Annotated in this window: 16 protein-coding genes; 10 read left to right on the top strand and 6 right to left on the bottom strand. The window is 76.4% G+C overall.

The features are described 5' to 3' along the window. Positions 1 to 258: 258 nt before the first annotated feature. The 3 genes from OG550_RS11185 to OG550_RS11195 all read left to right on the top strand — a co-directional run bounded on the left by OG550_RS11185 (position 259) and on the right by OG550_RS11195 (position 6,450). Positions 259 to 3,627, top strand: coding sequence for a class III lanthionine synthetase LanKC N-terminal domain-containing protein (locus OG550_RS11185; protein WP_327676553.1), 3,369 nt, complete (start codon positions 259 to 261; stop codon positions 3,625 to 3,627). Next, positions 3,624 to 5,630, top strand: coding sequence for a S9 family peptidase (locus OG550_RS11190; RefSeq protein WP_327676554.1), 2,007 nt, complete (start codon positions 3,624 to 3,626; stop codon positions 5,628 to 5,630). The genes OG550_RS11185 and OG550_RS11190 overlap by 4 nt, the downstream gene beginning before the upstream one ends. Before the next feature lie 646 nt (positions 5,631 to 6,276). Beyond that, positions 6,277 to 6,450, top strand: coding sequence for a hypothetical protein (locus OG550_RS11195; RefSeq protein WP_327676555.1), 174 nt, complete (start codon positions 6,277 to 6,279; stop codon positions 6,448 to 6,450). A gap of 106 nt (positions 6,451 to 6,556) precedes the next feature. Here OG550_RS11195 and OG550_RS11200 read toward each other — a convergent pair whose 3' ends face one another. From OG550_RS11200 to OG550_RS11210, 3 genes are all read right to left on the bottom strand, one after another. Beyond that, a complete protein-coding gene (locus OG550_RS11200) occupies positions 6,557 to 7,663 on the bottom strand; it encodes an alcohol dehydrogenase catalytic domain-containing protein (RefSeq protein WP_327676556.1) in 1,107 nt (368 codons plus the stop codon). A gap of 328 nt (positions 7,664 to 7,991) precedes the next feature. After that, the gene (locus OG550_RS11205) at positions 7,992 to 8,327 is read right to left on the bottom strand and encodes a transcriptional regulator (RefSeq protein WP_327676557.1); all 336 of its coding nucleotides are present in this window, start codon (positions 8,325 to 8,327) and stop codon (positions 7,992 to 7,994) included. Next, entirely contained in the window at positions 8,324 to 9,082 is a 759-nt protein-coding gene (locus OG550_RS11210; RefSeq protein ID WP_327676558.1) for a hypothetical protein, read from the bottom strand. Before OG550_RS11210 ends, OG550_RS11205 begins: the two co-directional genes overlap by 4 nt. 446 nt (positions 9,083 to 9,528) lie before the next feature. On the opposite strand from OG550_RS11210, the gene OG550_RS11215 reads away from it, so the two are divergent. From OG550_RS11215 to OG550_RS11230, 4 genes are all read left to right on the top strand, one after another. Beyond that, positions 9,529 to 10,182: a class I SAM-dependent methyltransferase gene (locus OG550_RS11215; RefSeq protein WP_327676559.1), complete on the top strand. Its 654-nt coding sequence runs from the start codon at positions 9,529 to 9,531 to the stop codon at positions 10,180 to 10,182. Between the two features lie 382 nt (positions 10,183 to 10,564). Then, complete coding sequence (locus tag OG550_RS11220) at positions 10,565 to 11,890, top strand: hypothetical protein (protein WP_327676560.1); 1,326 nt, start codon at positions 10,565 to 10,567, stop codon at positions 11,888 to 11,890. A gap of 39 nt (positions 11,891 to 11,929) precedes the next feature. Further along, entirely contained in the window at positions 11,930 to 13,075 is a 1,146-nt protein-coding gene (locus OG550_RS11225; protein ID WP_327676561.1) for an N-acetylmuramoyl-L-alanine amidase, read from the top strand. Positions 13,076 to 13,467: 392 nt separating this feature from the next. After that, entirely contained in the window at positions 13,468 to 14,388 is a 921-nt protein-coding gene (locus OG550_RS11230) for a hypothetical protein (RefSeq protein WP_327676562.1), read from the top strand. 186 nt (positions 14,389 to 14,574) lie between these two features. Here OG550_RS11230 and OG550_RS11235 read toward each other — a convergent pair whose 3' ends face one another. The 3 genes from OG550_RS11235 to OG550_RS11245 form a co-directional block, all read right to left on the bottom strand. Further along, complete coding sequence (locus tag OG550_RS11235) at positions 14,575 to 15,708, bottom strand: prenyltransferase (protein ID WP_327676563.1); 1,134 nt, start codon at positions 15,706 to 15,708, stop codon at positions 14,575 to 14,577. Then, positions 15,705 to 16,547, bottom strand: coding sequence for a class I SAM-dependent methyltransferase (locus OG550_RS11240; protein WP_327676564.1), 843 nt, complete (start codon positions 16,545 to 16,547; stop codon positions 15,705 to 15,707). The genes OG550_RS11235 and OG550_RS11240 overlap by 4 nt, the downstream gene beginning before the upstream one ends. Positions 16,548 to 16,709: 162 nt before the next feature. Continuing rightward, the gene (locus tag OG550_RS11245) at positions 16,710 to 18,020 is read right to left on the bottom strand and encodes a glycosyltransferase family 4 protein (RefSeq protein WP_327676565.1); all 1,311 of its coding nucleotides are present in this window, start codon (positions 18,018 to 18,020) and stop codon (positions 16,710 to 16,712) included. A 397-nt stretch (positions 18,021 to 18,417) separates the two neighbouring features. Here OG550_RS11245 and OG550_RS11250 point away from each other — a divergent pair, with 397 nt between their 5' ends. The 3 genes from OG550_RS11250 (at position 18,418) to OG550_RS11260 (ending at position 21,678) form a co-directional block, all read left to right on the top strand. Beyond that, positions 18,418 to 19,119 (top strand): TetR family transcriptional regulator, encoded by a 702-nt coding sequence (locus OG550_RS11250; protein WP_442906145.1) that lies wholly within the window; start codon positions 18,418 to 18,420, stop codon positions 19,117 to 19,119. A gap of 403 nt (positions 19,120 to 19,522) precedes the next feature. Beyond that, a complete protein-coding gene (locus OG550_RS11255; RefSeq protein WP_327676567.1) occupies positions 19,523 to 20,815 on the top strand; it encodes a prenyltransferase/squalene oxidase repeat-containing protein in 1,293 nt (430 codons plus the stop codon). Positions 20,816 to 20,991: 176 nt separating this feature from the next. Next, the gene (locus tag OG550_RS11260) at positions 20,992 to 21,678 is read left to right on the top strand and encodes an SCO2322 family protein (RefSeq protein ID WP_327676568.1); all 687 of its coding nucleotides are present in this window, start codon (positions 20,992 to 20,994) and stop codon (positions 21,676 to 21,678) included. Positions 21,679 to 21,689 lie beyond the last annotated feature (11 nt).

The raw sequence follows: 21,689 nt of genomic DNA on the forward strand, positions 1-21,689 counted from the left end.
GCGCGCACGACCGGGCCCGCCGCGCCCCGGGGCGAACACGGCCCGGGCGGAGGCGGCCCGGGCAGGGCTCCCGCTCCATTCCGAGGGACCGATGCAGGCCGTGGCCGTGTGCCCCGGTGCCGGAGCAGTGGGCACCGTCGTGGCACCGGCCCAGACGAAGGGATGTGGTGGCGGATGCGAGCGGGCACATCGCTGCGTACGGCCGGGGGCACGGACTCGGCGGACCACGGGGCGGAAGCGGCCGGACCGTGGCCCGGGATGACGCGGGCGGCACTGGCCCGTACCGGGGCCCGGGGAGGCGGCGGTGACTGGCAGGTCACCGCCGAGGGCTTCTGGTGCACGGCCAGGCCGTCCGCCGGCGAACTCGCCGGCGAAGGCTGGAAACTCCACGTCAGCGCCGCCTCCGCGGTCGGCGGCGCCGTCCTCGCGGCCGTCACCGAGGTCCTGGCCGAGGACCCGTGCACGTTCAGGTTCGCCGCCGGGGCCGCCCAGCTGCACGAGCTCAACTCGCGCAACGGCGACCGCGGTTCCGCGGGCAAGTTCATCACCGTCTACCCGGACGGCGAACCGCAGTTCCGACGGCTGGCCGCCGCACTCCACCGCGCCACCGACGGCCTGCCCGGCCCGGTGGTGCTCTCCGACCGCCCGTACCGGCCCGGCAGCCTCGTCCACTACCGGTACGGCGCCATCGCGGCCCGTGCCGAACTCGGCAACGACGGCGGCTACCGGTCCATGCTGCGCGGGCCCGGCGGCGAACGCGTCGAGGACGTGCGCGGGGCGCCGTACCGCTGCCCGCCGTGGGCCCGCGACCCGCTGGTGCCGGACCCCTCCCCGGACGGGCGGCCCGGCGCGGGCAGACCCCCGGCCCGGCGGCGCGGCAGCGGCGGGGTCCTGCTGGCCGGACGGTACGTGGTCACCGGGGCCATCCGGCACGGCGCCAGGGGCGGCGTCTTCCTCGGGCGCGACACCGACGGCGGCGAGGAGGTCGTGGTCAAGCAGGCGCGCGCCCACACCGAGGTGGACCGCGCCGGCACCGACGCCCGCACCGCGCTGCGGCACGAGGCCGCCCTGCTGGCCCGGCTCGACGGGCAGGGGCTCGCGCCGCGCCCGGTCGAACTCGTCGAACAGGACGACTCGCTGTTCCTCGTGCAGGAACGAATCGCCGGACAGTCGCTCGGCGGCTGGATCGCGGCCCGGCTGCGCCGCGACGGCAGTCCCGGCGTCGACTGGGCCGAGGCCGGACCGGTCGCCCACGCCCTGCTCGACCTGGTCGAGCGGGTGCACGAGCAGGGACTCGTCCTGCGGGACCTCTCCCCCGGCAACGTGCTCGTCCTGCCCGACGGCTCGCTGCGCCTGGTCGACCTGGAACTCGCCGCCGAGGCGGGCAGCCGGTCCCGCTCGGCCGGCACCCCCGGCTACCGTGCCCCCGAACAGGGGCCCGGGCGGCTCACCCTGGTCACCGACGGCGCCTGCACCGCCGAACCGGAGGCCGACCTCCACGCGCTCGGAGGCCTCTTCTTCCTGCTCGCCACCGGCCACGACCCGCTGCTGCCCGAGGACCTCCCGCGCGCCCGGCCGGTCGCCGACCGCCTGGGCCGCTGGCTGTCCCTCGCAGCACGCTCCGGCAGCACCGCCCGCCGGCTCGCGCCCGCCGTCCTGGGGCTCCGCGCGGAGGAGCCCCGGCGGCGGTGGGGGGTGGCCCGCGCCCGGGAGTCACTGACGGCGCCGGGGGCGGGGGCCGGGGCGGGGCCCACGGCGGACGCGGGGACGGCGGCGGACCCGCACGGGCACGGGCACGCACACGGGCACGGGTCGGCACACGGGCACGGGTCTGCTGACGCGGCGGGTTCCCGGGACGTCGGCGGCGCGGCCCCGCCGGACGACCACTCCCCCTGGCTCTCCGAGCAGGGCACGCCGCGAGCCCGGGCCGGTGCCGCCCCCGGCTTCGACTTCCTTCCCAGCGGCCCCGGCTCAGGCCCCGGCTTCGGCTTCGGCAACGGCAACGGCAACGGCAACGGCTTGGGCAACGACGCCGCCCCGCAGGCCGTCCGCCGTCACCCGTCCGGGCCGGGCGTCCAGGGAGCCGGCAACCCCTCCGACTTCACCGACAGCACCGGCCTCGCCGACAGTTCCGACAGCGGGGTCGTCGACCGGATCCTGCACGACGGCCTGCGCCACCTCGCCGCCACCGCGACGCCCCTGCGACGGGACCGGCTCTGGCCGGTGGTCCCGGCCGGTGAGCGGTCGGACCCGTGCAACGTGCAACACGGGGCGGCCGGAGTGCTGGCCGTCCTCGCCCGGGCGGCCGGGACCGGCGGGCTCCCGGCCGAGGTCCGGGCCGTGGCCCGCACGACGGCCCGGACCGCCGCCGAGTGGATCGAACGGCGCTGCGCCGCCGAACCGGTGGTGCTGCCCGGCCTGCACTTCGGCCGGTCCGGCGCCGCCTGGGCGCTGCTGGACGCCGCCGGTGCGCTGGGCGACCGCGCGCTGGCCGGACGGGCGGCGGAACTCGCCGGGCGGATAGCCGTCGAGTGGCCCAACCCCGACGTCTGCCACGGCGCGGCCGGTGCCGGCTTCCTCCAGCTCCGCTTCGCCGCGGAGGCCTCGCCGCACGCGGCGGCCGGTCCCGCAGCGGCCGCCGGAGCTCCCGCCCACGCCCCGGCGCCGTCCAGCGCCGTGCGGTCGTCCGGCGCGGCGTACGACGGCGCGGCGCACGACGACCGGGCGCAGTACGGGGCCGGTCCGGACGCCGCGGTGTTCCTCGACCGGGCCTCCCGCTGCGGGCACGGCCTGCTGGCGGCCGCGCGGCAGGCGCCGTACGGCACGGTGTGGCCGGTGCCGGAGGACTTCGACTCCGCCCTCGCCGGGATCACCCACCTCGGCTTCGCCCACGGCGTCGCGGGCGTCGGCGCCTTCCTGCTGGCCGCGGCCGGAGCCACCGGTGACCGCGCGCTGCTCGACGGCGCGGTGGCGGCCGGGCACACGCTCGCCGCCACCGCCCGGCTCGACCGGAACGGCTCCGGTGAGACCGCCTGGTGGCCGCGGAGCGCCGTCGACCCCGGGCACGTCCGGCTCGCGCACTGGTGCAGCGGCTCCTCCGGTGCGGGCACCTTCCTGCTCCGGCTCTGGCAGGCCACCGGCGACCCGGACGCCCACCGGCTGGCCCTGGCCGCCGGCCGGGCCGTCGCCGCCGGGCGGTGGCACAGCGGCACCACCGCCTGCCACGGGCTCGCCGGGAACGGCGAGTACCTGCTCGACCTGGCCGGGGCCACCGGCGACCACGAGTTCCGGGCCGCCGCCGACGAGTTGGGCGGCCTGATCGCCGCCCGCTCGGCGCTGCGCGACGGCCTGCTGGTCCTGCCCGACGAGACCGGCACCGGGTGCGCCGCCGCGTACGGCACCGGAACCGCGGGTCCGCTGGCCTTCCTGCTGCGGTTGCGGCACGGCGGCCCGCGGCTCTGGACGGACCCGGTCGCCCCGTTCACCGTCACCGGTCACCCCGCCTTCGACCCGGCACCCGAACCCGGGGTCGGCCGGGCGCCCGGCCCGGCATCCGACCCTGCTGCGAGCCCCACCCCCGACCCTGCTCCCGGACCTCCCGGCCCGGCGGAGGCGAGTACGGCATGAACGTGGCCACCCGGACCGCGACGCAGGCGCTGCGCCGGCTCGGCTTCACCTTCTCGGCCGACGGCAGCCACGCCGCCTGCCTCGCCTCCGCCGCCGACGGCGGCTGGTACGTGGAGAGTTGGCGCCTGCCGCCGGACGGCCCCGCCGCGCCCGCCGGGCTCCACCTCCCCGGCAGCCGCTCCGAGAACGTCCGCTCCCAACTGGTCGCGCTGCCGGACGGTTCGGTCCTGGTCTGCCGGCACGACGGCGACCGGCACGACCTGGTGACGCTGTCCGACGCCACCGACCAGGAGGGCCGACTCGTCACCGCCGAGCGGCCGTTGGCCACCCTGCGGGCACCGGGGCTGCGCCTCCTCCCCCTGCCGGCGGGCGCGCCGTCCGGCCCCCGGGCGCCGGTCGCGCTGGCGCTGGGCACCGACACCCGCCCGGGCACCACGGTCTGGCTGGTGCGCGCCGACGGCTCGGCGCCGCACCGGATCGCGGAGATCCCCGGGCTGCACGGCGGTGGCGTCTGGCTCGACCGCACCGGCGCACTGCTGGCGCTCGACCGGGTGGGCGACGGCCTGGTCCGCACCGTGGTGCTGGACCTGCGCACCGGCACGGTCACCCCGCTGCTGGAGATCGGCGAGCGCAGCAACGACCGGCTGGTGCTCTTCGACCCGGACAGCCGGTTCGCGATGGTGCGCAGCGACGCGCCCGGCACCGACCGGCTGGGCTGGGGCGCGCTGGGCGGCGGCGAGCCGCTGCGGTTCCCGGAGTGCCTGCACGTGACGGGCATGTTCCTGCGCCCGGTGGCGCTGCGTCCGGCCGCCGACGGGGGCCGGGTGGTGATCCAGGTCGACCACGGCGCCGGTTCCTCGCTGGCCCTCTGGCGGCCCGCCGTCGGGAGGCTGGATCCGCTGCCGGTCCCGCCGGGGCGGCTCGGCGCGGTCGGGCACTGGTCGGCGGCGGGACTGCGGATCCCGTACTCGGCGCCCGACCACCCGACGGCACTCGCCACCCTGGACGTGGACGCGCTGCTGGCGCACGGCCCGGCGGCCGCCACGTCCGGCCCGGCGCCGCTCCCGCTGCAACTGGCGCCGCTCGGCACCGGCCCGCACGGGCCGTGGCGGGACACCGTCCTGCCCTGGCAGCCGGGTGCCCCGCGCACCGACACCCGGACTCCACCGCCCGGCTGGCGGTTGGACGGCTCCACCCCGCCCGGCGACGGCGGCCGGTGGCATCCCGCCCAGAGCCTCGAACTCGCGGGACCGGCGGGACCGTTGGAAGCCGTGGTGTACGGCGGGGACTCCTGGCTGAGCAGCCCGCACCTGGTGCTCGCCCTGCACGGCGGCCCGGCGGACGCATGGCGGCTGGAGTTCGACCCGGCCCTGCAGCGGATGGCCGCCGAGGGGCTGGCGGTGCTCGCGCCGAATCAACGCGGCTCCACCGGTTACGGGTTGGCGCACGCGATGGCCATCAGGGGCGCGTGGGGCGGCCCGGACCTCGACGACGTCCTCTACCTGCTGGAGGGCATCGCGGGTCAGCGCTCGGCGCTCGGCCTGGAACCGCCGGCCCTGTTCGGGGTCAGCTACGGCGCGTTCCTCTCGCTGCTCGCGGCGGCGCACGCGCCGGCCGAGCACGTGTCCCGCTGCGCGGTGGTGGCACCGTTCCTGTCCGGCGCCCGGCTGCTCGCCGAAGCCGCCACCCCGGTGCGGTCGTTGACCACCCGGCTGGGCGGCGGGGAACCGATCGCGGACGCCCGCGGCCCGCGCGACGTCCTCCAGCTCACCCACCGGATCGGCGCCCCGCTGCTGGTGGTGCACGGCGACCGGGACGAGGTGGTCCCGGTGAGCCAGTCCCGTTCGCTGCGGCACGAGTTGCTGCGGATCGGCCGCACCGAGGGGGCCGACTTCCGGTACGTGGAGGCGGCCGGCGCCGGGCACGAGGTACTGGCCGAGGAGGGCGGCGCCGTCCTGCACGAACTGCTCGCCGCGTTCCTGCGCACCGGCCGGCCAGGGTAGGGCCGGGCCGCCCCGGTGCGGCGCTCCCTTGCCCCCTCTCTCCGCCTCGTCTCCGGGCCCACCCGCCGTGACGCCCAACCCGCCGCCCCGACAGGCCCGCCGGGCTCCGAAGGACCGGCGGACCGGGCGGCCTCGGGTTGCTCCGCGTCCCGGCCCGGCCGTCCGTCGCCGCTGCGATCCCGCGCTGCGAACGCCGACTTCCGCCCCGGGCCCCGGATCCACCGCTTCCCGCCCGGTGCCCGCCCGGCGCCCGGGGGAGAGAGACCCGCCGCCGTCGCGGGCCGATGGTTCCGACGCCGTTCCACCACGAACCGCTCCACCGCGAACCGGGCGGCCACCGGCCGGAGTCGGACACGGCACCGGCGATGCGTCCGGCGACGCCGCGTGTCCGGCACCCGGGGGCGGCCCCGGAGCAGGACGTCCGGGGCCGTGCCGCGCGCCGGGTCGGGCCGTCGTGATCTCGATAGGATCCCGCCCCCACCGGCGGCTAAGGTGGCCGGGGCACGGGGCCGCGATCACGGGCCGCGTGCCCGGAGACGCCCGGGCGACGCCACTCGGGTCGAGGGCCCGACCGGGCCCCGGCCACGCCGACGGTGACGACCGGGCGCCGAAGCACCCGCACCCTCGCACGGAAAAGACGATTCTGATGTCCGACACCCTCACCGACACCACCGGACCCGCGACCTACCGGGCCGACGCCGACGAGACCACGGCCGAGGACAGCGCGTCGCACGGTCGCCACCGTGGCCGGTCCGCCGCCGACGACGCCCCCGAGGCCGACCCGCACGGCCGGCACCGCGCCGCCGCCGGCCGGGGCTGATCCCGCAGCACCACCCCGTGACAGGGCCCGCCGGACACCCGGCGGGCCCTGCGCCGTCCTCCGGGCGGCCCGGCTCCGGGCCGGGCCCGGGGCGGCGGCCCCCGGATCAGTCCAGCGTCACGACCGTCCGCAGCGCCTCGCCGCCCCGCATCTGGGCAAGTGCCTCGTTGACGTCCGCCAGCCCGACCCGGTGCGTGACCATCCCCGCCAGATCGATCCGCCCGGCCCGCCACAGCTCCACCACCAGCGCGACGGTGCGGGGCACCGACGCCCCGCCGTACAGCGAGGGCAGCAGCCGCTTCTCGTTGAAGAACAGCTCCCCCATGCTGAACTTCGCCAGGTCGTCCTGCGCCCCGGCGCCGATCACCACGACCGCGCCGCCGCGCCGGGCCGCGTCGTACCCCGCCCGGACGGTGGACGAGCGGCCGACCGCCTCGAAGACGTAGTCGAACCCGCCGCCCGGCAGCCCCTTCGCCGCCGCCTTCAGCTCCTCGGGGGCGAGCGCCTCGGTGGCGCCGAAGGACAGCGCCCGCTCCCGGCGCGAGACCACCGGGTCGACCACCGCGACCCGGCCCGCGCCGCACACCCGCGCGCCCTGCACCGCCGCCACGCCCACCCCGCCCGCGCCGATCACCGCGACCGACGCGCCGGGCTCGACCCGGGCGGTGTGGACGGCGGCGCCGATCCCGGTGGTCACGCCGCAGCCGATCAGCGCGGCCGACTCGTACGGCAGGTCGGCCGGCACCGGGATGACCGCGTCGCGCTCGACCACGACCTCCTCGGCGAAGGCGCCGGTGCCGTAGAAGCCGGACGCCTCGACGGGCGCCTCACCCCCCGCTCCCCCGGCTCCGCCGCCGAAACGGAACCCGGGTGCGCCGAGCCGCCGCAGGCTCGCCACGCAGAGGTGGCCCCGGCCGCGCTCGCAGTGGGCGCAGCGGCCGCAGGGCGCCATCCAGCAGAGCACCACGCGGTCCCCGACGGCGACGTCCGTCACGCCCTCACCGACCTCGACCACGTCCCCCGCGCCCTCGTGGCCGGGGACGAACGGCGCCGGCTGCGGCAGCACGCCGCTCATCGCCGACAGGTCCGAGTGGCAGAGGCTGGCCGCACGGAGCCGGACCCTCACCTTGCCCGGGCCGAAGCCGACCGCCACCACGTCGTCGCGGACGTCCAGCGTGTCCTGGCCGGTCTTGTGCAGGATGGCTGCGCGCATGCGGCTGCTCCGGTTCTCCTCGGATCGATGGTCGGGCCGATTCTGGCACGGCACGCCGGGGCCGAGTAGAACACGTTCCACTCGGCCCCGGCGTCGACGGGTTTCACCGCCTCCCGACACCCGGCCTTTCCGGCCACCGCCCGGCCCCGCCCGGCCCCGCCCGGCCCCCGTCCCGCGCGAGAAGTCGGCCGATCCGACTTCTCGCGCGGGGCGCCCCGGGCACGGCACGACCCAGGGGTGACGGGCCCGCACCGTGCGGTGCGGGCCCGTCACCCCTGGACGCGGACTCGTCCGGAACCCGTCCGCCACCGGCCCCGTGCCACCGGCTCTACGGAGTGGCCGACCCGCCTTGTTCGATCAGCTGGATGAGCCGCTTGAGCTGGGTGACCTCGTCCCGGAGGGCGCGGTCGCCGGCGGGGGTGAGGGAGAGCCAGGTACGGGCGCGCCGACCCTCGTAGCCCTTCTCGATCTCGACCAGTCCGGCCTTCTCCAGGACGGCCAGGTGCTGGCTGAGGTTTCCGGCGGTGAGGCCGAGTGCCGTGCGGAGGAAGCCGAACTCGACGCGGCGCGCCTCGTGGGCGACGGTGAGGATGCCGAGGCGAACGCGCTGGTGGACGACGTCGTCGAGGCCGTTGACGGGGTGCCGATCGGGCTCTTCGGTCATGAGGCGCCGCGCTGCCGGGGCAGCTGGGCCCGGGCGAAACCGAGGGCCCCGATCAGGAGGAACAGGCCGGGGACGATCAGGCGGGGCACGCCCGACCAGGGCGAGGAGGGGGCGATCCCCGTCCAGCCGGTGGAGATCGGCGCCAGTTCGAGGAGCAGGTAGGCCAGGGCGAAGAGCAGCAGGGCGCGGCTGCGCTCCACCCGGGCGAGCACCAGCAGCGGCAGCCCGACGGCGGCGGCGTCGCCGACGAACCGTTCGAGGAGCTGCGTCAGCCCGGACCGGGGGTCGAGGTGCAGGCCCCAGAAGTCGAGCCGGACCCCGGGCGGCTCCGCCCCGAACCGGACGCCCCAGAACGCGGTGGCGGCCACCAGGGAGACGAGCCCCGCCCCGGCGAGGACGTAGGGCAGGACCGGGGTCCCGACCCCGCGCCTGCGGGAGCCGCGGACGTAGTAGAGGGCGGTCGCGGCGTAGACGACGGCGAACCCGACCATCCAGTAGGCCGGCGACCCGTGCTTGGCGACGGTGCAGCTCACCAGGGCGGCGTCCGACGTGCCGGGGGCGGCCGGGCAGGTGGTGACGGTCTCGACGCTGAAGGTCAGGCGGTCGACGAGGATCCCGCCGAGGGTGAGCACGCCGAACAGGAGGAGGGGGAACCAGGCGCCGCGCTGGGCGGCACGGACCCTACGGGTCAGATCACCGAGACTTGCGAGCACTTCATGAGGGGCGCCCGACGACGGCACCGATGCGTCTGTCATGCAGTCAGCTTTGCATCGCAAACTAGCTATGACAAGAAACCTGCGCAGATTCACGGCCGCCGCGATGCCCGCGGGAAAGCCGGCACCCCGGCGTCGACCGATGCCGCACCCCGCGGCACCGCCCGCGACCTGCAGCGCCGCGGATCCCCTCCGCCGACCCCTCCCCCTTCGCTCCCTCCCGCTCCGCGCCCCCGCGATCCACGCGCCCCCTCAATCCACGCCCGCAACCCATCACCGCGCACCGCACGGAAGCTGCCGAGCGCAAGAAAATATGTCGGTCGGTCTACTTATTCACGACTAAGTAGACCGACCGACATATATGGACCGGTCTACATATTCCGGCGGGAGCAGCAACGAGGGGTGGGGGTCGGCCTCGGGCCGTACCGTCCAGTAAGGTCCGACGGCGAGCACGAACCGAACCACCACCCCCGCCGAGGAGCAGCACCATGTCCGACCTCCTGGAGACCGCGCGCCCCCGGCCCGAGGTACTGGCCGCGTTCGAGGGTGCGACCGGGTTCATGCCCGCGGACGAGGGCCTCGCCCTGTACGCCGCCGCCGTGACCGCCGCCCGCCGCACCGGCCTCCCGGTGCTGGAGATCGGCACCTACTGCGGCCGCTCGGCGATCCTGCTCGCCGACGCCGCCCGCGAGACCGGCACGGTCGCCCTGACCGTCGACCACCACCGGGGCTCCGAGGAGCAGCAGCCCGGCTGGGAGTACCACGACCCGACCCTGGTCGACCCCGAGGTGGGCCGGATGGACACCCTCCCCCGTTTCCGACGCACCCTGCACGCGGCGGGCCTGGAGGACCACGTGGTCGCCCTGGTCGGCCGTTCGCCGCAGATCGCGGCACTCTGGGGCGGTCGGCTCGCCCTGCTCTTCATCGACGGCGGCCACACCGACGAGCACGCCACCGGCGACTACGAGGGCTGGGTCCCCCACCTGGCGCCCGAGGGCCTGCTGGTGGTCCACGACGTCTTCCCCGACCCGGCCGACGGCGGCCAGGCCCCCTACCGGGTCTACCTGCGGGCGCTCGCCGAGGGGTTCGAGGAGGTCTCGGTGACGGGTTCCCTGCGGGTGCTGCGCCGCACCACCGCCTGAGCCGTCCACCGGGCGGTCCCCGCCGGGCCGTCCGCACCGAGCCGGACACACCGGACCGTCCCCACCGGGCCGGACGGACCGGACACCCCGGGCCGGACACACCGGGCCGGGCACCCCGGACCGGACCGACCGAGCGTGTCGGACCGACCGAGCGTGTCGGGCGGACGGAGGTCGAGCGAGGGCCTCCCGGACGGAGGCCGCCGGACGGGGCCGGGAATCGGCCGACCCGTACCCCGGCGATCACGGATGCTCTAACGTCGTGCCGGGGCTGTCGGGCGGGGGCGCGGACGGTACGGTGTCCGCGCGGTCGCGGGCGCCCGCGACGGCGGCACGGCCGCACGACACCAGCAGAGCATCCGGGCAGACCGTGGGGGCTAGCGCAATGACGGACCAGCAGAACACCGCCCCGGCGGTCTGGGACCCGACCGCCCGCGGTGGCGCCGGCGGCTGGGTGCGCGGCCCCCAGCAGCCCGCCGCACCGACCGGCCCGCCGACCCCGCCGGGCACCCCGCCGGCCGCCCCGGCCACCGGCCCCGGCGCCCCGCATCCGCATCCGCAGCCCGCCGCCGGCGCCGTGGGCGACCAGGGCCCGCCGCTGGCCGCCCGTCCGTACCTGGCCGCGTCCCCCGGCTCCGCCCAGGCCCCCTCGCCCGGCTACGACGCCCCGACCGCCCAGATCCCGCTGCCCGTCCCGCCCCGGCCGGCCCCGCCCCAGTCCGTACCTCCGCAGCCCCCGTACGGCACGCCGTACGACCAGCCGTCGCAGCCGTCGCAGCCCCCTCGGCCGCCGTACGGCCAGGGGCCCGCCGGTGCCGCCCCGTACCCGGCCCAGCCCGGCGGACACCCGGGCGGGCACCCGGGCCACCCCCAGCCCGGTCACTCCCAACCCGACTACCCCCAGCCCGGGTACCCCCAGCCCTACCCGCAGGCGGACTACCCGACCGGCTACGAGGACGTCGACGACGAGGACAGGCCGGGCAGCAAGCGCGCGCCGCTGCTGATCGCCTTCGCCCTGCTGTTCGTCCTGGCCCTGGGCGGAGGCATCCTCTGGGCGATCCGGGACAACGGTTCCCCGACCGACCAGGCCGCCCCGTCCCCGGCCTCGGCCACCACCGACGCCTCCACCCCGTCCGGGAACCCACAGCCGGCCCCGGCACCCACCGACGCCACCGGTGCGCCCACTCCGGACGCCTCCGACACCGCGTCGGCGAGCCCGAGCGCGACTCCCAGCCCCACCGCGGGCGGCCCGAACGCACAGGGCCAGGCCAAGGCGCTGGACGAGCTGCTGACCCAGGGAGAGGGCGCGAAGGCGCCGATCGGCAGTGCCGTCGCGAAGGTGAACAGCTGCCCGGCCAAGCCCGACATCGACTCGGCCGCGCAGGTCTTCGACAACGGCGCCAAGCAGCGCGACCAGCTCCTGACCAAGCTCGCCTCGCTGGCCGTCACGGACCTGCCCGGCGGCGCGGACGCGGTGCAGTCGCTGAAGTCCGCCTGGCAGCTGTCCGCCGACGTCGACCGGGCCTACGCGAGCTGGGCCCGGGCGGTCGCCGCCCAGGGCTGCTCGGGCATGGCGCCGAACACCGCCGACAAGAAGCGCGCGGACGAGCTCAACCCGCAGGCCACCCAGGCGAAGAAGGACTTCGTGGCGAAGTGGAAAACCATCGCCGACCAGTTCGGTCTGACCGTCCGGACCCAGGACCGGATCTGAACCACCCCGTACGGCACAGGAACAGGACCAGAACCACCCGTGACCCGCACCACCCCGGACCCGACCGACCCCACCGACCCGGCTGAGCCGGCCGACCCGGCTGACCCGTCCGACCCCACCGGGTCGACCGGCCCCACCGACCCGCCCGACCCGACCGCTCCCCGCCGGCGCTCCGCCCTGCTGCGCACCGCCACCGTGGTCGGCGTCCTGGCCCCGCTCGGCCTGGCCGGCTGGCTGGGCTGGCAGGCGGTCGGCTCCCCCGACCGGGGCACGCCCGCCGCCGCATCGCCGAACGCCGCACCGCTCGCCCCCGGCGCCACCGCACCGTCCGCCGCCACGGCCAACGGTCCCGCGTCCGACGGATCCCCGACGCCCGGCCCGGCGACGCCCGACCCAGCAACGACCGGCCCGGCCGAGGCCACTCCCGCCGCACCCGCCGAGGGCCCCGCCCCCTCCTCCGCCGCCTCCGCCCTCCCCTCCACCGCAGCCTCCTCCACGGCCGTCTCCTCCACCGCTCTCGCCGGCCGCACCGTCCTCCTCGACCCGGGACACAACTCCGGCAACTTCACCCACACCACCGAGATCAACCGTCAGGTCGACATCGGCAACGCCCGCAAGGAGTGCGACACCACCGGCACCTCCACCAACGCCGGCTACACCGAGGCCGAGTACTCCCTCGACGTGGTCCGCCGGGCCCGCGCGGTCCTCGCCGCCCGGGGCGCGACCGTGGTCCTGGTCCACGACGGCGACCGCGCGTGGGGGCCGTGCATCGACGAACGCGCCCGGGCCGGCACCACCGCGCACGCCGACGCCGCGGTCTCGGTGCACGGTGACGGCGGTCCGGCCGGCGGCACCGGGTTCCACGTGATCATGCCCGCCAAGGTGGTCGCCGGCCGGGCGGACACCTCGGCGATCGTCGCGCCCTCGCACCGGCTCGGCCTGCTGCTCCGCGACAGCTTCCGCACCGCCACCGGCGAGCCCTACGCCGACTACACCGCGAGCCAGGGGCTGGACACCCGTTCGGACCTCGGCGGGCTCAACCTGTCGACCGTGCCCAAGGTGTTCATCGAGTGCGGTAACATGCGCAACCCGACGGACGCCCGCCGGATGACGGACCCTCAGTGGCGCCAACAGGCCGCCCAGGGGATCGCCGACGCGCTGACGACGTTTCTGACCACCCGGTAGGCGACGCGACAGGCAAGCGCGCCGGGTCCCCGCAGGCGGCCAGGCCCCGCGCCACCGGTTCGGCACCCGGCAGGCCGCGAGGCGTGCCGTGCGGCACGTCACCAGGAGCGTCGCGGACCGTGTCCTCACGGCGCGCCGTGGCGCACACTGTGAGGCACGCCGCACGCCGGGCGTCCTGAGGAGTCGACAGCCGGTGGGCGGGCCGGTGGACGGCAGGAGTCGGAACCGCGCAGTTTGCAACGACTTCGCCCCATTGACGAGCCCGCCGTGCACCCGCGAGGCGGTTGGCCCTAGGCTTCTGGTCCGTTCGGGGTTTTCCGACCGGTCAGCCGACCGCGTCGGGCTCCGACACGAGAACTGCCCACCACGACACACCAACGAGGGGAACGTTAGTGAATCTGCGCGCTCTCACCAAGGGAGACGCCGCCGTCGCAGGTGCGGCCGTCCTGCTCTTCATCGCCTCCTTCCTGCCCTACTGGACCGTCGACTGCAAGACGAAGTACTGCGGTGACACCTCGACGAACGCGTGGGACAGCGTCCTGTTCCCCATCCTTCCGTCGGTCTTCCTGATGGGCATCGTGGCCGCCGCCCTGATCCTGGTGCAGCGCTTCCAGGGCCAGGCCGCCGCCAACCGCCAGATCCTCGGCCTGCGGCTGGACCAGTGGGGCATCGCCTTCTCGGTGGCCGCGCTCTGGGCGGCGATCTGGTCGCTCGGCGGTGGCCTGGAGGGCCTCGACCACGGCTTCGGCGCCTGGCTCGCCGTCATCGCCCTGATCGTGCTGGCCGGTGCCGCCGCGGGCGGCCCGCTGATCCCGGTGCTCAAGACTCCGCTGGTCAGTGACAAGCCGGCCGTCCAGCCCTACCCGGGCGGCGGCTACCCGGCTCCGCAGGCGGGCCAGCCCGGCCAGCCGGGCGGCCACTACGGCTACCCGGGCCCGGGTCAGGACCCGAACCAGGCGCAGGCTCCGGCGTTCGGCGGCCAGCCCGGTGGCTACGGCTACCCGACCCCGCAGGCCGGCCAGCCGCAGGACGTCGCCGCCCAGCACGCGGCGCAGACCGAGCAGGCCCGGCCGACGCCGGCCGCCGCCCAGCCGACGCCGGCCCCGGCGGGCGACTTCTCGCCGTTCTGGTTCGCCGTCCCGGCACCGCGCCAGCTGGCGCCGAAGGACAACCCGGTCGGCGCTCCGGTCGGCGAACTGGTCCCGGGCACCTGGTACCTGGCGGTCGAGCAGCGCGGCACCGCACTGGTCGCCCAGCTCCAGGACGGCACCCAGGGCCTGCTGCCGGACACCAACGGCATCCAGCGCGGCTGACCCGTCCGCACGCGCCACCCGCACCACGCACCACACCGAAAGGGGCGGGACCGGATCTCTCCGGTCCCGCCCCTTCGGCGTACCCCCGCCCCCCGGCCGCCCGATGCCCGCGCCGCCCGCAGCCTGCCGTCCGCCACCCGCGCGTCGTCCGATGCCCGCGCGGCGCCGCCCGCAGGCCCGGCAGGCTCAGCAGCAGTCCTGGACCACCAGCCCGGCCGGCAGGTGGTCGCCGCCGAACACCGCCACCGTCGCCGGGTCGCCGCCGAGCGCCGCGACCGTCAGCAGCAGCGCCCCGGCCGTCCAGGTCGTGCGCTCCTCCGGCCAGATCGCGTCGTCCTCGAAGACGTACCCGGTCCAGTACGAGCCGTCGGTGTGCCGCAGGTGCTTCTGGATCCAGCGCAGGATGTCCACCGCACGGTCGGACTCGCCGACCGCCCAGAGCGCCATGGCGAGTTCGGCGCTCTCGCCGCCGGTCACCCAGGGGCGGTCGCTGACGCAGCGCACGCCGAGGCCGGGGACCACGAACCGGTCCCAGTCCCTCTCGATCCGCTCCACCGCGGCTGCGCCGCGCAGCGCGGTGCCGAGCACGGGGTAGTACCAGTCCATCGAGTAGCGGTCCTTGTCGAGGAACCGCTCGGGGTGGTGGGTGATGGCGTGGCGGAGCCGGCCGGCCGCGAGCTCCCAGTCGGGCTGCGGCTCCTCCAGGTAGTCGGCGACGGCCAGGCCGCAGCGGAGCGCGTGCAGGATGCTGGACGAACCGGTGAGCAGCGCCTCGTCGGCGGCCTCGCCGTGCTCGTCGAGCCGCCAGGCGATCGGGCCGCCGGGCAGCCGCCGGGCGACGATGAAGTCGAGGGCCCGCCGGACGGTCGGCCAGATCCACTCCAGGAAGGCGTCGTCGCCGGTGGAGAGGTGGTGGTGCCAGACGCCGACCGCGATGTAGGCGCAGAAGTTGGTCTCCTTGGCGGCGTTGCACACCTCGCCGTCCGCGAAGCCGCGCTCGGCACCGCCGGCACCCCCGGCACCCTCGGCACCGTCGGCGCCGCCGCCCTGGCCGTAGGCGTACGCGGCGTACCAGGAGCCGTCCGGGTTCTGGCGGGCGGCCAGCCAGCGGTAGGCGGCCTCGGCGGCGGTGTGCTCGCCGGCGGTGTCCAGGGCCATCGCCGCCTCGGTGTGGTCCCAGGGGTCGAGGTGGTGGCCGCTGTACCACGGTATGGCGCCGTCGGGCTGCTGCTCGGCGAGGATGCTGCGGACGGTGTCGGCGGCCTGCTCGGCGTCGAGGACGCCGTCGAGCAGCAGGACCTCGGGGACGGCGGCGGTCACTCCGCGCCGCCCGCCACGTCCGCACCCGAGCCCGAGCCCGCGCCCGAGCCCGAGCCCGAGCCCGCGTCGCCTATCGCGCCCGTCGCACTCGCCGTACCCGAACCGTCCGCCCCGACCCGGTTCGGCTTGGAGGCGTAGGCGACGAAGCTCTTGCCGATGACCGGGTTGAGCGCCCGCTCGGCGGCCTTGGTGAGGGTGCTGATCACCGGGGTGCCGACGATGTCCCAGACCAGCAGCTGGTGGTAGGCCTTGACCGGCAGCGACTTGTCGTTGTCCACGCCGACCGCGCACTTGATCCACCAGTACGGCGAGTGCAGCGCGTGCGCGTGGTGGGTGCCGTACGGCTCCAGGCCGGCGTCCTTGAGCCTGCCGAGCAGTTCGTCGCCCCGGTAGATCCGGATGTGGCCGCCCTCGACCTCGTGGTACTCGTCGGAGAGCGCCCAGCAGATCTTCTCGGGGAGCCAGCGCGGCACGGTGACGGCGAGCAGGCCGCCGGGCTTGAGCACCCGGAACATCTCGTTGAGCACGCCCTTGTCGTCCGGGATGTGCTCCATCACCTCGGAGATGATGATCTTGTCGAAGTACTCGTCCTCGAAGGGCAGCGCCAGCGCGTTGCCCTCCATCGCGACCGCCGACGCGCCCTCGGGGGCCTCACCGGCCTGGTCCATGGCGGCGAACCACTTCCTGACCTCGGCGATCTCCTCGGCGTTCTGGTCGAGGGCGATCACGTTGGCCCCGCGCCGGTAGCACTCGAACGCATGCCGCCCCCCGCCGCAGCCCAGGTCGAGCACCCGGTCGCCGGGGGCGAGCGGGAAGCGCGAGAAATCAACGGTCAGCACTGCGGGCTCCCATTCCTTAGGTACCAAACGCTTCTGACGCCGAGTCAGAGGAATCGCGTTGCGCGAAACCGGTCGGCCGGTGGGCCGACCGGAGGAACAGCCGGCCGGGGTCCCGACCGACCGGCGGACCGGCTGGTCGGCGGACCGACCGGCGGCCGCCCGTCAGGCCACGTAGCGCCAGCCCGGACCGGACCGGGCCCGCCGGCCGGCGCCGGTGGCGATGGCCGCCCGGTAGCCGTCGACGGTCAGCTCGGCGGCCCGCTCCCAGGTGAACCGGGCGAGCACCCGCTCGCGGCCGGCCGCACCGAGCGAGGCCCGCAGCTCCGGATCGTCCAGGAGTCGGCCGAGCGCCGCCGCCAGCGCGTCCGCGTCGCCCGGCGGCACGGCGAGACAGGTCTCGCCGTCCGGACCGGCCACCTCGGGGATCGCCCCGCCCGTGGTCGCGACCAGCGGGGTGCCGGTGGCCATCGCCTCGGCGGCGGGCAGCGAGAACCCCTCGTACAGCGACGGCACGCAGGCCACCTCGGCCGAGCGGTACAGGTCGACCAGCTCCCGGTCGGTCAGCCCGTGCCGGAACTCGATGTGCCGCTCCAGCCCGAACCGGCGCACCGCCTCGGTGACCGGACCGTGCTCCTTCTGCGGCTTGCCGACCACGACCAGGTGCGCGTCCCGCTCGGTGCGGATCTTGCCCAGCGCCCCGACCAGGTGGACCAGGCCCTTCAGCGGCACGTCGGCGCTGGAGGTGGTGACGATCCGGCCGGGTACCCGGCGGACCGTCGCGGACGGGGACCAGAGGCGGGTGTCGGCACCGATCGGCACCACCGAGACGGCGTCGGACGCGGCGCCCAGGTGCTCGGCGATCTCGCGCTTCGAGGTGCCGGAGACGGTGATGATGTGGTCCAGCCTGGCGGCGACCCGGCGCTGCATCCGGGTGAAGGCGTACCAGCGGCGCAGCGACAGCCGCCGGAGCCGGGTGGGGGCCGCGTCCAGTTCGAGCCGGCGGTCGACGGTGATCGGGTGGTGGATCGTGGTGACCAGCGGGAAGCCGTGCCGGTCCAGCCCGAGCAGCCCGTAGCCGAGCGTCTGGTTGTCGTGGACGACGTCGTAGCGGCCGCGGTGCCGGGCCAGGTACTGGCGGGCGCGCAGCGAGAAGGTCAGCGGCTCGGGGAAGCCGCCGGTCCGCATCGTGGCGTACTCCAGGACGTCCACCGGACCGCGGTACTCGCCGCGCGACGGGGTGCGGAACGGGTCGTCGGCCCGGTAGAGGTCCAGGCTGGGCAGTTCGACCAGACGGACCGATCCGGGGCCCTCGACCTCGTCCAGCACGGGGTAGGGCTGGGCACCGATCACGTCCACGTGGTGACCGAGGCGGGCCAGTTCGCGGGAGAGGTGCCGCACGTACACGCCCTGGCCGCCGCAGAACGGATCGCCGCGGTACGAGAGCAGGGCAATCCGCAGCGGTTGCGCGGTCATTCTCGGCCCTCGTCTCTGCTGCTGTCGGTGCTGCCGGTCGGTAAAGTAGATCAGGTTTCAGTCTGGTGTGGAGTTCACCGGAAACCAGGTGAACAATGAGAGACCTCGAAGATACCGGCCCGTAGCTTCCACTCAGGAGCCAGGGCTGGTGATTCACGCCACGCCCGGGCACCGTGCCCGGGCGGCCCGCCTGAACCGCCGCCCGGGCGGCCGTGCGAGCGGCCGTCCGAGCACTGCCCGGACCCGCCCGGACCCGCCGGGCACCGCCGGAGCAGCCCGCCACTCTCGCGCCCCGGGAGCCCCCTTGCCGTCGTCCGCCATGCCCCCGCCCACGTCCGCCGCGCCCTCCGCGCCGCTGCCCGTCGCGCCCTCCCCGCCGCCGTCCCCGCTGCCCGCCGTGCCGCCCGCCGCGGATCCTGCCGACGGCGCGCCGACGGCAGCGCCGGCCACCGCGCCGGCGGCCGCACCGGTCGCCGACCCGTCCGGCCCCGGTGCCGGTACCGGAGCCGGAGCCGACACCGACCTCGCACCGCCGCTCACCGCCCGGCAGGCCGAACGACGGCGCCGGATCCTGCGCACCGCGACCGCGCTGGCGGCCCGCGGCGGGTACGAGGCGGTACAGATGCGGGAGGTCGCGGAGGGTGCCCAGGTGGCGCTCGGCACGCTGTACCGGTACTTCCCGTCCAAGGTCCACCTGCTGGTGGCGGTCATGCTGGAACAGCTGCGCGGCCTCCAGGAACAGGTCCGGCGGCACCCCCCGACCGAGCCCGAGCCCGCTCTGCGGGTCGCCGAGGCGCTCACCCGGGCCTTCCACGCGCTCCAGCGCGAACCGCTGCTGGCCGAGGCGATGGTCCGCGCGCTCTCCTTCGCCGACCGTTCGGTGAGCGCCGAGGTCGACCAGGTGTCGGTCGCCACCGGACGGCTGATCCTGGACGCCATCGGCCAGTCCGAGCCGCCGACCGAAACCCAGCGCGCCGCCGTCCGGGTGATCGAGCACACCTGGCACGCCGCTCTCGTCGCCTGGCTCTCCGGCCGCGCCTCGATCGCCGAGGTCCGCGCGGACCTGCACACCGCGGCCGGACTCCTCACCCGGCCCTGATGCCCGGCTCCCCCCTTTCCTCCCCCGCCCCTCCAGCCCCTTCTCCCGCCCCCTCCGCATGCTCCCCGCGCTCCCCTCGAATCCCCCTCCGCCCCTCCGCCTTTCCCCGCCCCCGACTGAAACCTGTTCTCGCCCCGCCCGGACCCGCCCGACCCCGCCCCACCCGGCACGGCGGCTAAAGTCGGCATGCAGGACAATTCCATCCCGCTTCTCCTCCGGGGAAAGCCGGCGCGAATCCGGCACTGACCCCGCAACCGTGAGCCCGGCACCACCCGCCGGACGAGTCGGACCGCCCGGAGAGAAGCGAGCGGCCCAGCCGGGCGGACCACCGCCGGGCACCGTCGAGGGCTACGGAACGGCCTGTCCAGGCCGACACCGCTCACCGAAAGGCACACCTCCCACCATGCTCACCGCCGCCCGCCTGGGCGCCGCCGCCCTGACCGCCGCGCTGCTGGCCGGAACCGCCGCCGCCCCGGCCCTCGCCGACACCCCCGGCGCCGGTCCCACCGCCCTCCCCGACGGCCTGTACGGCAAGAGCGACCCGACCTACGACGCGGTGTGGCGGCAGTCGCTCGCGCTGACCGCACTCGCCGCCGCCAAGGTCACCCCCGCCGACTCCGCCGTCGCCTGGCTCACCGGCCAGCAGTGCGCGGACGGCGGCTGGCAGTCCTACCGGGCCGACGCCGCGGCCGCCTGCGACGCCAAACTGGAGGACAGCAACGCGACCGCCGCCGCGATCCAGGCACTGGTCGCCCTCGGCGGGCACCAGGACGCCGTGGACAAGGGCGTCCAGTGGATCAAGGCCAACCAGAACGCGGACGGCAGCTGGGCCTACAACCCCGGCAACCCCGGTGACGCCGACTCCACCGGCCTCGCCGTGAGCGCCCTGTTCGCCGCGAAGACGGACCCGGCGGGCGTCGCCAAGGCCGGCAAGAACGCCTTCGACGGACTGGCGGTCTTCCAGCTCGCCTGCACCGCCCCCGCCGACCAGCGCGGCGCCTTCGTCTACCAGACGGCACCGGACGGCACCGCCCCGGAGGTGAACGCCCTCGCCACCGGCCAGGCCTCGCTCGCCGCCACCGGCGGGAAGCTCCCGGTCACCAACACCAACCGGACCGACACCGCGCCCAAGCCCCTCAGCTGCGCCCCCGACGCCGCGGCGACGACCCCGGCGACGACCCCGGCCACGCCCGTCGCGCGCGCCGACTCCGGCGAGGCGGTGAGCGCCTACCTGACCGCCCGGCTCGCGGCCGACGGACAGCACCTGATGCTCACCCTGCCCGGCGCGACGCCCACCCCCGACTTCACCGCCACCTCCTGGGCCGCCCTCGGCCTCGTCCAGGGCGGGCACCCCCAGCAGGCCACCGGCGCGGTCGACTGGCTGGCCAAGGAGGGCGGCACCTGGACCAAGGGCGGCACCGACGCCGCCGCCACCGCCACCCTGCTGCTGGTCGCCCAGGCCGCGCAGCGCGACCCGGCCGCCTTCGGCGGAAGCGACCTCGTCGCCCAGCTGACCGCCCTCGGCCCGGCCCCCAAGGCCGTCGCCGCGGCGGGATCGCCCACCGCGTCCCCGTCCGCGAAGAAGGACGACGGCGGCGGCATCAGCACGTACTGGGTGCTCGGCATCGGCCTGCTCATCGGCGTCGGCGGTGGCCTGCTGCTGAGCCTCCAGCGCAAGCGGGGCCCCCAGCGGTGACCGATCCCGCCCCGTCGGCCGGCCGCCCCCGGGTGGCCGGCCGCTCCCCCTCGCCCTGCTCGGTCCCCGCTCCGTCCGCCTCGACCGACGCCTCCGCGGGTCCCGCCCCCGCGTCCGCCGCCTCCGCCTCCACGGACCCCGGCGCCGTCGAACTGCGCCGTCGGTGCAGGCGGCGGGTGGCACGCGCGGCCCTCCGGTTCGTCGCCGGAGTCGTCACCGGGGTGCTGATCCTGCTGGTGCTCGGGGCGGCACCGGCTCAGGCGGCGGGGTACCGGTACTGGTCGTTCTGGAAGTGGTCCGACGGCGGCTGGACGTACCAGCAGCAGGGGCCCGCCGTGCACGTCCCGCCGGACGGCGCCGTCGACGGCTGGCGGTTCGCCGTCAGCCCGGACGGCGGCCAGGAGGCCGCACGGCCCGGCATGCCGGGGGACTTCGCCGCGATCTGCGCGGCAACCCCGGAACATAGCGGGCGCAAGCGGGTCGCCGTGGTCCTGGACTTCGGCACCGCCGCCGACGCACCCGCCCGCGAGACCCCGCCCGGACCGCGTACCGCCTGCGCCGTGGTCCCGACGCGGGCCCGCTCGGCGGAGGTCCTGGCCGCCGTCGCTCCGCCGCTGCGGTACGACGGCAACGGGCTGCTGTGCGCCATCGCCGGCTACCCGCGGGCGGGCTGCGGCGAGCAGCTCGGCGCCGCGGACCAGCCGCCCGCCTCCGCCGTCTCCCCGGGCAGCGGTTCCGGGGAAGGCTCCCGGGACGACGCCTCGGCCGGGGCCGGCGGCCCCGACCTCGGCGTGATCACCGGGGCCGCACTCATCGCCGCCCTCGCCGCGGGCGCCGTCTGGCAGACGCGCCGCCGCCGATGAGGACGGCACTC

Origin of the sequence: Kitasatospora sp. NBC_00458 (genome assembly GCF_036013975.1) — a bacterium.
In the GTDB taxonomy this organism is placed as follows: domain Bacteria; phylum Actinomycetota; class Actinomycetes; order Streptomycetales; family Streptomycetaceae; genus Kitasatospora.